Genomic DNA, 8,739 nt, shown 5'->3' with positions numbered 1-8,739 from the left:
GCTGATTCGTTTTGGTTTCTTACGAAGCCATCCCGTGTCAGCGAGGTGGCATTATAGAGATTTCGATCACACTGGCAAGCCCTTTTTTAAGTTTTTCTTACTTTTTTGATTGTTCGAGCGTTTTTTGTTCAAAACACCCCGTTTTCACTAGTATTCCCCTTAATTAAGGGCTTAAGGTGCCTATATAAAGGAGGATTTATGAGTTCAATACGCAGTTATAAAGGAATATCCCCTCAGATTGGGCTAGGTGTCTATATAGATACTAGTTCGGTACTGGTTGGTGATATCAAAATCGGTAATGACTCTAGCGTGTGGCCTTTGGTTGCAGCTCGAGGGGATGTGAACCACATTCATATTGGAGAGAGAACGAATATCCAAGATGGTAGTGTCTTGCACGTCACCCATAAGAATGCAGAAAACCCTGACGGTTATCCTCTCTTAATAGGTAATGATGTCACTATCGGGCATAAAGTCATGCTGCATGGCTGCACCATTGAAGATCGTGTACTTGTTGGTATGGGAGCGATCGTGTTGGATGGCGTGATTATCCAAAAAGAAGTGATGATTGGTGCTGGTAGCTTGGTACCGCCTAATAAGGTACTTGAAAGCGGTTATCTCTATGTAGGAAGCCCAGTAAAACAAGCTCGCCCATTAAATGATAAAGAGCGAGCCTTTTTACAGAAATCAGCTGACAACTATGTTCAGAATAAAAATGACTATCTAGACTCTGTGCTTCCAGTCTAAAGCGCTTTGATCTGAATCCGATTAGAGGAGTCATACTCCTCTTCTTCTATTAACTCTTCCGCTAGCTCTTCAATATCGAAACGTAACTCTGAAAAGATAACTAAAGCTTGATCGCCTTCTTCTATATCTCTTCCTGCCAATTGTGATAATTCCTCAATAGACATGACACATTCAATCAATGCGCCCGACTGTTGTGCTGGGAACGTGATTGTTCGGCTCTCTTCATCCCAATCTTGGATATCAGGAAATAGAATTGATTGATTCATTTTTTATAAACACCTCATCACATCTCTAGGTTTTTACGTAATTCTCTTAAAATCTGTTTTGTTCCCGGACGAAGACCACGCCAAAGCATAAAGCTTTCTGCTGCCTGCCCCACTAGCATACCCAAACCATCATAAGCAGCATGAACACCATTATCTAATGCCCATTGATTGAATACCGTCGTTCCAGATCCATAAACCATGTCATAAACGGCGCTAGTAGAATTGAAAATCACCTCAGACACTTCAGGAAGCTGCCCGCTTAGACCAGATGAGGTAGAGTTAATAATGACATCAAAGCCTTCATTAACATCACTTAGCCCCATCCCCTTGATGTTGCCATGCGACGAAAACATCTCAGCCAGAAGTTCAGCCTTGGAGCTGGTTCGATTAGCGACCACCAGCTGTTGTGGCTTTTGGTCGAGAAGAGGTTGAATCACTCCTCTCGCAGCACCACCAGCGCCAAGAAGAAGAACACGTGCTCCTTTTAGCGTGACTTGATGTTGAAGCAGGTCTTGAACTAAGCCCTCACCATCGGTGTTATCACCAATGATCTCTCCGTCATCTAACTTCTTAAGGGTATTTACGGCACCAGCTAGTTCAGCTCTCTCAGTTAGGCGATTGGCAAACTGATAGGCATCTTCTTTAAAAGGCGCTGTGACATTACACCCTCGACCACCTTCGCTGAAAAACGCTTGGGCAGCAGTGATAAATTCACCGTGCTCTGGCTGTAATGCTGTATAGGTAAGTTGTTGGCTGGTTTGGCGAGCAAATAATGTGTGAATGAATGGCGATTTGCTTTGCCCAATAGGGTTACCGAAAACGGCATAACGATCTACTTGCTGTGTCATATCCTTACCTAACAGAAATAAAAAAGGGTCATCTATATAGATGACCCTATCACTATCCCTATAAGGAAGGAAGAACTACCAAACTCGAGGCTTTAGGTAGTCGCTATAAAGCAGAGCTTCTGGTGAACCTGCTTGTGGTTCGTAGCGGTATTCCCAGCGAGCCAATGGCGGCATTGACATCAATATAGACTCTGTGCGACCACCGCTTTGTAGACCAAATAGGGTGCCACGGTCATACACTAGGTTAAATTCAACATAGCGGCCACGACGGTATAGTTGGAAGTCACGCTCACGTTCGCCATAAGGTGTCTCTTTGCGTCGTTCTACAATTGGTAAGTACGCCGCAGCAAAGCCCTCACCGACCGCCTGCATGTAAGCAAAGCTCTTATCGAAGCCCCACTCATTTAAGTCATCAAAGAACAAACCACCCACACCACGTGTTTCATCTCTATGTGGAAGATAGAAATACTTATCACACCATTCTTTGTGCTCTTGATAAACATCGTCACCAAATGGCGCACAAAGATCTTTGGCTGTTTGATGCCAAGATTGGCAGTCTTCGTCGACAGGATAAAATGGCGTTAAGTCAAAACCACCACCAAACCACCAAATCGGGTCTTCCCCTTCTTTTTCCGCAATGAAGAATCGAACGTTCGCGTGTGAGGTTGGGATATATGGGTTTTTAGGGTGGATAACTAATGAAACCCCCATAGCCTCAAACTTACGTCCGGCCAATTCAGGGCGATGAGCTGTAGCTGAGGCAGGCATAGCCTTACCCGCTACGTGAGAGAAGTTAACCCCACCTTGCTCAAATACCGCACCGTTGGTCATCACACGAGTTCGACCACCGCCACCCAGGCGCTCGCCAGGTTCACGCTGCCATGCATCTTCTTCAAACAGTGCTGTGCCATCAGCTTGTTCAAGCTGCTGGCAAATCGAATCTTGTAGGCTCAGTAAAAACTGCTTTACTGCTTCTTTATCAATTGCTGACATCTTTCTTCCTCTGCAGGGTTTAACCCTGTCTTAATATTTTCGACGTTTTTGCATCTCTAATTTCACTTGGCTTCTCACGGCCACCCGTTTGACCTTCTAAAATAGCCACCAAATGTTGACCAAGTTGCAGCTGAACTTCTTCTGTTGTCATACAAGGCGGCTTGCCGGTCAGGTTAGCACTGGTAGAGGTTAACGGCTTACCAAACTCATTACACATTCTTTGAACCAAAGGGTGATCAGTCACTCGCACCGCGATGGAATCAAATTGACCACTTACCCAGTCAGTGACTTTGCTGCTGGTTGGCATGATCCAAGTGACTGGACCTGGCCATGTCGCTTTCACTGTTGCCAACTGTTCTTCCGTCAATTGGCTTTCATCAATGTAAGGTAACAGTTGCTCGTAACTTGCAGCAATTAAGATCAACCCTTTCTCGATCGGTCGTTGTTTTAAGTCGAGTAATTTCTTGATGGCTTGTGGATTATCGGGATCACAACCGACCCCAAAAACGCCTTCGGTCGGGTAAGCAATGACTTCACCTTGTTGTAATGCCTGCAAAGTATGTTGAAAGTTATCCACTGGTTGCCTCATTAATTCAGTTATCTAACTCACTAAGTGTACAAATTATCATTCACTGTGACTAAAGCTATTTGTTTATAAAATGTATCAATTAACAACTTAGACTGACGCAAACGTTTTCCTTAAGCAATTTTACCCGTATAATGCGCGCAAAATATCTAATCACTAATTAAATCGTACCTGAAGGAGTTTGAGATGACTGTCGGTATTATCATGGGTTCTAAATCTGATTGGCCAACAATGAAGCTAGCTGCAGAAATGTTGGATCAGTTTGGCGTGGCGTACGAAACAAAAGTGGTTTCCGCTCACCGCACACCTCAGTTGCTTGCAGACTACGCAACCAGTGCGAAAGAGCGCGGTATTAAAGTGATTATTGCTGGTGCTGGCGGTGCAGCGCACCTTCCGGGCATGGCTGCTGCTTTCACAAGCGTACCAGTTCTGGGTGTTCCAGTTCAGTCTAAAGCACTGAAGGGCATGGACTCTCTGCTTTCTATCGTGCAGATGCCAAAAGGTATCGCGGTAGGTACTTTGGCTATCGGTGAAGCTGGCGCTGCCAATGCAGGCATCCTAGCGGCTCAAATCATTGGTACACACAATGAAGAAGTAATGGCAAAAGTAGAAGCGTTCCGCTCTGAACAAACAGAAACGGTTCTGGCTAATCCAAACCCTGCAGAGGACTAATTTCCATGCATGTTCTTGTGTTAGGCGCGGGCCAACTTGCTCGCATGATGTCCCTAGCTGGGGCACCGCTGAATATTGAAATTTCTGCTTTTGATGTTGGCAGCAAAAATATTGTTCACCCATTAACGCAAGCGATTCTAGGTAACGGCTTAGAAAATGCGATTGAGCGTGCGGACGTCATTACTGCTGAATTCGAACATATTCCTCACGATGTACTTGAGGAGTGTGAACGCAGCGGTAAGTTCTTACCGACAACAGAAGCAATTAAAGCCGGCGGTGACCGTCGTCTTGAAAAAAAACTGTTAGACGAAGCAAATGTGAAAAATGCCAAATACTACGTGATTAACTCTCGCGAAGACTTTGACGCTGCGATCGCTCACGTTGGCTTACCAATGGTATTGAAGAGCACACTGGGTGGTTACGATGGCAAAGGTCAATGGCGCTTAAAGACATTAGACAATGTTGACGCGACTTGGACAGAAATGGCCGAGTGCATTGCCGCAACAGACAACCAAGCGATTGTGGCTGAAGAGTTTGTTCCGTTTGACCGCGAAGTATCACTGGTTGGTGCTCGTGGTACCAATGGCGAGATTCAAGTGTACCCACTGGCTGAAAATGTTCACACCGACGGCGTGTTGAGCTTATCGACAGCGATTGATGACATTGAACTGCAAGAGCAAGCGAAAGCCATGTTCACTGCCATTGCTGAGCGCCTAGATTACGTTGGTGTGCTAGCACTTGAGTTCTTTGATGTTCAAGGTTCACTGCTTGTTAATGAGATTGCACCACGTGTTCATAACTCGGGCCACTGGACGCAACAAGGCGCAGAGACTTGTCAGTTTGAAAACCACCTGCGTGCCGTATGTGGCATGCCACTAGGTAGCACTAAACTGATTCGTCCAACCGCAATGATCAACATTCTTGGTGAAGATACTCTTCCTGAAGCAATTCTTGCTCAAGGTGGTTGTCATGTTCATTGGTATGGCAAAGAGAAACGTGCAGGTCGTAAGATGGGCCACATCAACGTGAGCGCTGACTACAACGCAGAATTACAAAGAGCGTTGTGCTCATTGGCTGAGATTCTTGATAAACAAGCCTACCCAGCTGTGCATGAGTTTGCTGAGCAGATGAAGTAAGCCTACATTGGCTTATTGATATAAAAATTCATTGGATATAGAAACGGCGCTCATTGAGCGCCGTTTTTTATTTCTGGTCATCCACTTACTGTGATTAGTATTACTACTGAGATTGAATGTGATGACATTTTCGATCTGCGCATTGGGTCTTAGTGCCACTGGCCATTTTCTTTTCCAGCAACAACGGGAACTGGCACTGTTCACAACGACCGATAATAGGTGGTTGGTTTACTGCGAACTTACACTTAGGATAGTTATCGCACGCATAAAAGGTTTTGCCATAGCGAGATTTACGCTCAACCAAGTGGCCTCGACCACACTCAGGGCAGGCAACAAGTGGCTGCTCTTCAGGTTGTTCTTTCGGTTGGTCCAAAGATTCGATGTGATTACACGTTGGGTAACTACTACAACCAATGAACATCCCAAAGCGACCTTGCCTTAATACCAATTCGTTTTGGCATTTAGGACACGGCACGCCCAGCTCTTTCACGACATGACCATCATTTTGATGAAGAGGCTTGATGTAATCACAGCTCGGATACTGCTTACAGCCTAAAAATGGGCCGTGCTTACCATGGCGAAGCTGAAGCTCTCCACCACACTGTGGACATGGTTCATGCTCTAACGCATGTTCATGTGCTGAAAAAAGCTGATTATCAATCTTACTACTCATGACAAGCCTGTATTAATGCAAGATACCTTGCTCTTTGGTGTACAACAGCTCTTCCATTTGCGTGTAAGCACTTTCATTACCCGGCACATTAAATAGCACCATTAAGATAATCCATTTCAGATCATCCAATTCAAATTCGTTGGTCTCAAGACCCATCACACGATCAATCACCATTTCACGAATCTCTGTCGTGAGCACGTTGATCTGCTCAAGGAACAATAAGAAGCCTCGACACTCCATATTAATACGTGAAATCTCTCGACTGGTATAAACACGCATCGAGGTATTGGAGCACATAGTAATCGCCGCTTGGTTGTCAGTATCTTGCAGTGCAGCAAGATCTTCTAACCAATGGAGGGCCTTATAAATATCATCTTGGTGAAACCCTGCTCGAAGAAGCTCATCTTCCAGTTCGTCTTGATCCACCTGCAATTCAGAATCGCTATGGATGTAGGTTTCAAACAAGTACATCAGTATGTCCATCATCATAGCTAGCCTCTCCCCTTTCGAATATAGCCACCGGAAACTGCAACAACATGCCCTAAGAGCTCAAGCTCTAAAAGCTGCATCATGACCTCATGCACAGGTATATGGGTTCTCTGTGCCAAAATATCAACGGGTGTCGCCTCTAATCCTACGTTAGCTAACAGCTGTGGAAATGGCAATTGTTCATTTTCACTCTTGTTCGGCGTAGGTTCGAACAAACTGGGCTGCTGATCTATAGACCAGTCTAACAGACTCTTTATTTCAATTAGAACATCTTGAGCGCTCTGTACCAAACATGCCCCAGCCTTAATTAGACTGTTGCCTCCACGACTGGTTGGGTTATGAATCGAACCGGGAAGCGCAAACACTTCGCGGCCTTGCTCCATCGCATAACGCGCCGTAATCAGAGAACCGCTTTTCTCAGCCGCCTCAACAACGAGAGTCCCCAAAGACAACCCACTTATAATACGGTTACGGCGAGGGAAATGTTCAGGTCGAGGTTTGGCGCTTGGACGGAACTCTGAGATCAGCGCGCCATTCTCACAAATTCTATCCGCTAGATTTCGGTGGCGTGCAGGGTAAATGGAATCCAAGCCAGAACCCAACACCGCAAAAGTTTCCCCTCCTTTATCTAGAGCACCATCATGAGCGTAGCCATCAATACCGAGCGCTAAGCCACTGGTGACAATCAAACCGTTTTGGACAAACTCTTTAGCGAAGGCCTTCGCGGTTTGCAGCCCTTCGAGACTGGCGTTGCGACTGCCAACCATCGCGATTTGAGGCTCAATCAGTTTTTCAACGTGACCTTTAACGAAAAGCACGCTTGGCGCGGAGGCGGTCTCGTTCAGCAGTTTGGGATAATGAGGGCAATTAGGGGTAATGATGTGATGGTTGGGCTGCCTTGCTTGCCACGCCAGGCAAGCCTCCACTTCTCTAGGGGCTTGCAGTCTTAAGTAGGATATTTGCTTGGCAGACAAACCAATCGCTTGCAGCTGTTGGCTGGAGTAACCAACAATATTCGCTGGGGAATCAACACTCAGCAGACGAGCAAGACGCTTACCACCCAGTTGCGGAACAAAGCTCAGCGAGAGCCAAGCGATCAGTTGTTGCTCACTCACTCGGTGCCCTTAACCTCTTCTGTCAACGCAAGATCCAAAGGCGATACCGCCAGAATGTCATTGCTAACCGGCTTGGAGCTTTGAGTGATCAACGCCAAGCTAAAATACTCGTAAGGGCGAATAACCATCAAGCTGCCCAGCGAGGTACTTGGCAATTGCACCTTATCGCTCGCCGCTGATTCTTTATAGCTGTATTCACCTTGCTTACCAAACACCACAGCCCCACTCTCGCTAAGGGTGAACATAGAGCCCTGGCGAAGGTTGTCCTGCGAGCCTTTGTTGATAACAACGACCTGATTCTTTGCGCTGTATTGGCTACCATCCAATGAACCCAATATATTGGCAAACTGACCCGCTGCACTAGGCGCAGGGTAAAACGTGGTTGAGAGCTTCACCAGATCAACGCCAAGCTCTGGTAACACGAGGTCGTTAAGCAGAACTTCTTGCAGTTGAGTCTCTATCTGTAAGCTACTGAACTCAGCGTCCACTTCTTTTAAGCGTGCCGTGGCGACCAAACGCAACGAGGTCATACTCGCCTGAGGTTGCTGTCGCTGGTAGGTTTCAACGGCGCGGTAGATACCCCACTTTTGATGTTGTTGGTTACCCGAGATAAACAACCGGTCTTCACCCGATAAGAATCTCTTTCCATCACTCGTCCCTAACACTCGTTGAGCGGATTGAATGTCTTGCTGTTCAACCAAGCGGTCAGATTGCAGGTAAGGCAGAACCAGCCCCTCATTGACGGTTGGCACCGCTTTCTTCTCCGAGACACGAATCTTAGGGCTCAGCTTGATAACCGGTTTAAGACTCAATACCGGCTCACCATTAATCCAAACCAAAGACAGTTTATCTCCGGGGTATATAAGATGAGGGTTTTCTATCTCAGGGTTTACCTGCCACAACCTTGGCCATAACCACGGGCTATCAAGATACATCGCAGATATATCCCATAAGGTATCGCCCTTTACCACCACATACGCCTCAGGTGCGCCCTGCTTAATGGTTAAAGGTTGAGCACTATTTTCAGCCGTAGCGGCGAACGAAAGCGAGGCACAAACAAGAGAAAAAATGGGAGAAAAATGACGCATGACCTAGGTTCCTTGGTCTGAATATATGACATCTGATTTGAGAATTACCTTCAGGATGCTGTCATTTGACCTCTAAAATGTCTAGAATTGAGCCAACAAGGTTTAAGCTGTTTCGGCACAGTTCAATAT

At 46.2% G+C, this 8,739-nt stretch carries 11 protein-coding genes; 3 read left to right on the top strand and 8 right to left on the bottom strand.

Translation table 11 applies throughout. The annotated features are described in order from the left end of the window. Positions 1-198 precede the first annotated feature (198 nt). Positions 199-744, top strand: a complete 546-nt coding sequence (locus MSG36_RS21845; RefSeq protein WP_248369686.1) for a gamma carbonic anhydrase family protein — start codon at positions 199-201, stop codon at positions 742-744. Here the strand turns inward: MSG36_RS21845 and MSG36_RS21840 are convergent. The 4 genes from MSG36_RS21840 to MSG36_RS21825 all read right to left on the bottom strand — a co-directional run bounded on the left by MSG36_RS21840 (position 741) and on the right by MSG36_RS21825 (position 3,428). Further along, positions 741-1,010 carry a DUF1488 domain-containing protein gene (locus tag MSG36_RS21840; RefSeq protein WP_048611195.1) on the bottom strand — a complete coding sequence of 90 codons (270 nt, stop codon included), beginning with the start codon at positions 1,008-1,010 and terminating at the stop codon, positions 741-743. The genes MSG36_RS21845 and MSG36_RS21840 overlap by 4 nt on opposite strands. Positions 1,011-1,027: 17 nt before the next feature. Then, on the bottom strand, positions 1,028-1,858 hold the full coding sequence (aroE, locus tag MSG36_RS21835; protein ID WP_048611196.1) for a shikimate dehydrogenase: 831 nt from the start codon (positions 1,856-1,858) through the stop codon (positions 1,028-1,030). 75 nt (positions 1,859-1,933) lie between these two features. Next, positions 1,934-2,851 carry an oxygen-dependent coproporphyrinogen oxidase gene (gene hemF, locus MSG36_RS21830; protein WP_048611199.1) on the bottom strand — a complete coding sequence of 306 codons (918 nt, stop codon included), beginning with the start codon at positions 2,849-2,851 and terminating at the stop codon, positions 1,934-1,936. A gap of 19 nt (positions 2,852-2,870) precedes the next feature. After that, a complete protein-coding gene (locus tag MSG36_RS21825; protein WP_048611201.1) occupies positions 2,871-3,428 on the bottom strand; it encodes an L-threonylcarbamoyladenylate synthase in 558 nt (185 codons plus the stop codon). 195 nt (positions 3,429-3,623) lie between these two features. Between MSG36_RS21825 and purE the strand changes: the two genes are divergently transcribed. Together purE and MSG36_RS21815 are read left to right on the top strand one after the other, a co-directional pair. Continuing rightward, a complete protein-coding gene (gene purE / locus MSG36_RS21820) occupies positions 3,624-4,109 on the top strand; it encodes a 5-(carboxyamino)imidazole ribonucleotide mutase (RefSeq protein ID WP_004735777.1) in 486 nt (161 codons plus the stop codon). 5 nt (positions 4,110-4,114) lie between these two features. Then, complete coding sequence (locus tag MSG36_RS21815) at positions 4,115-5,245, top strand: 5-(carboxyamino)imidazole ribonucleotide synthase (RefSeq protein WP_248369684.1); 1,131 nt, start codon at positions 4,115-4,117, stop codon at positions 5,243-5,245. A gap of 103 nt (positions 5,246-5,348) precedes the next feature. On the opposite strand, the gene MSG36_RS21810 is transcribed toward MSG36_RS21815, so the two are convergent. The 4 genes from MSG36_RS21810 to MSG36_RS21795 are packed head-to-tail and all read right to left on the bottom strand — an operon-like array spanning position 5,349 to position 8,610. Continuing rightward, positions 5,349-5,918 (bottom strand): topoisomerase DNA-binding C4 zinc finger domain-containing protein, encoded by a 570-nt coding sequence (locus MSG36_RS21810; RefSeq protein WP_052880495.1) that lies wholly within the window; start codon positions 5,916-5,918, stop codon positions 5,349-5,351. A 12-nt stretch (positions 5,919-5,930) separates the two neighbouring features. Then, on the bottom strand, positions 5,931-6,407 hold the full coding sequence (locus tag MSG36_RS21805) for a DUF494 family protein (protein WP_029235873.1): 477 nt from the start codon (positions 6,405-6,407) through the stop codon (positions 5,931-5,933). Positions 6,408-6,409: 2 nt separating this feature from the next. Further along, positions 6,410-7,522: a DNA-processing protein DprA gene (gene dprA / locus MSG36_RS21800; RefSeq protein ID WP_248369682.1), complete on the bottom strand. Its 1,113-nt coding sequence runs from the start codon at positions 7,520-7,522 to the stop codon at positions 6,410-6,412. Continuing rightward, positions 7,519-8,610, bottom strand: coding sequence for a LysM peptidoglycan-binding domain-containing protein (locus MSG36_RS21795; protein ID WP_248369680.1), 1,092 nt, complete (start codon positions 8,608-8,610; stop codon positions 7,519-7,521). The genes dprA and MSG36_RS21795 overlap by 4 nt, the downstream gene beginning before the upstream one ends. Positions 8,611-8,739: the final 129 nt, after the last annotated feature.

The sequence above is a fragment of the Vibrio sp. 1CM8B genome (genome assembly GCF_023161685.1).
Classification (GTDB): domain Bacteria; phylum Pseudomonadota; class Gammaproteobacteria; order Enterobacterales; family Vibrionaceae; genus Vibrio; species Vibrio coralliirubri.
This window is presented reverse-complemented; position numbering and strand designations above follow the sequence as displayed.